Genomic DNA, 1419 nt, shown 5'->3' on the forward strand with positions numbered 1-1419 from the left:
AAACAGAGTCGACATTAGAATATCTTTTCTTAAAGTCGACTCTGTTTCATTGTAAATTATTCGATTTTTGTTATGTTTTTAAATTTAAATACCTTCTAATTCTAGCAACATCTAAAGAATATTCGATAACTATTTGCTGTATTGGTAATATAACCGTTTCCGGATATAAATGTGCATATTGTAACGTTTCTGCATACTTTTCCAACCGTTTTTCTAAATACTTTACAATTTGCTCAGGATGACTTACTAATAAAGACGTACTATAATAATGAATTTGCTCCTCAATCGCCGTATATTCTTCAATTTCAAATTCTTTATGCATTTGTACACCCCTTTATATTTTTAATATTGCTTAATAATAACTATTTTAACTCGACTAATTTTTAAGTTTTTTGATTATTTACACTATAACAAACTCAATAGGTCAAATTTTGTTACTTTATGTAACGTTGAAAAATTTTAACAAAATTGTAATGGAAACTTGTACTCAAGAAAAACTACCTTTAAATTATTCTCCTGAACAAAAAAGCCATACAGATTAATTTAACTGCACGACTACAATCTCAGGTCTATTAAAAACTCTTTGCGGAATGATACTATTGCCTAATCCTCTACTAACTATCATAGACGTATTTTGTTGTTCATATAAACCCGCTGTATATTTGGGCAGTATTCCTTGATTAGGAGCAACTAATCCCCCGATAAAAGGTAACCGAACTTGCCCCCCATGTGCATGACCCGATAACACTAAATCTACTTGCTCATCAGCATATGCTTCTAAAAATTCAGGCCTATGGGATAGCAATACCTTAAAACCGTCTGAATGCATTCCATCTTTAGCTTTCCTAATCTCACTTTTAACAATATGTTCTTCATCACGATTTCCACTAGTAAATTCTGGATCATCAATACCTAGCAAGTTTCTTTCTTGCCCATCTTTTTGAATGCTTACATGCTCATTTCTTAAAACAGTAACATTATGTGATCAATATAACTCATTAAATTCTAGTAAGGTCCATCATTCACTTTTATTAATAGCTCGTTTTATATTTAATTTTTATTGCATAGTCCCTTTTAATCAAGGAAACGGCAGATTGGCACTTATGTTAATGCAATTGCTATTAATACAGAATGGACATACATTTGTAAAATATGTATGTTTGGATAAATATATCAAGAAAAACGAATCTGAATATTACAATTTATTTTATAAATCTTCGGTAAATTGGTACTGAGAGGAACATAATAGTAGCTTTTGGTTAAAAACGTTTTATAGGAAAATTTGTCGAAAAAAGTCGCATTTTAATATTTTTTCTTTATTTTCTGATTCTAAACGTTTCATTTTCGTGTTACCATCTTAATCAAACAATAGATGGTAATAAAAATGAAAATATTTCTTTCCTTTAGAAACATATAAGT

1 protein-coding gene and 2 pseudogenes are annotated in these 1419 nt (G+C 29.4%); 1 reads left to right on the forward strand and 2 read right to left on the reverse strand.

The window, feature by feature from the left end:
* Positions 1-70: 70 nt before the first annotated feature.
* Both AC1DTM_RS26450 and AC1DTM_RS26455 read right to left on the reverse strand, forming a co-directional pair.
* On the reverse strand, positions 71-322 hold the full coding sequence (locus AC1DTM_RS26450) for a hypothetical protein (RefSeq protein ID WP_002017002.1): 252 nt from the start codon (positions 320-322) through the stop codon (positions 71-73).
* 216 nt (positions 323-538) lie between these two features.
* Positions 539-979, reverse strand: a pseudogene (locus tag AC1DTM_RS26455) (metallophosphoesterase); the annotation flags it as partial.
* Here AC1DTM_RS26455 and AC1DTM_RS26460 point away from each other — a divergent pair.
* Positions 978-1232, forward strand: a pseudogene (locus AC1DTM_RS26460) (Fic family protein); the annotation flags it as partial. The pseudogenes AC1DTM_RS26455 and AC1DTM_RS26460 sit on opposite strands and share 2 nt — an antisense overlap.
* Positions 1233-1419 lie beyond the last annotated feature (187 nt).

The sequence above is a fragment of the Bacillus sp. P4_D3 genome (assembly GCF_056401855.1).

Excerpts from the sequence above, each read along its gene's own strand:
- AC1DTM_RS26450 (WP_002017002.1), bottom strand. The coding sequence starts at position 322 with ATGCATAAAGAATTTGAAATTGAAGAATATACGGCGATTGAGGAGCAA.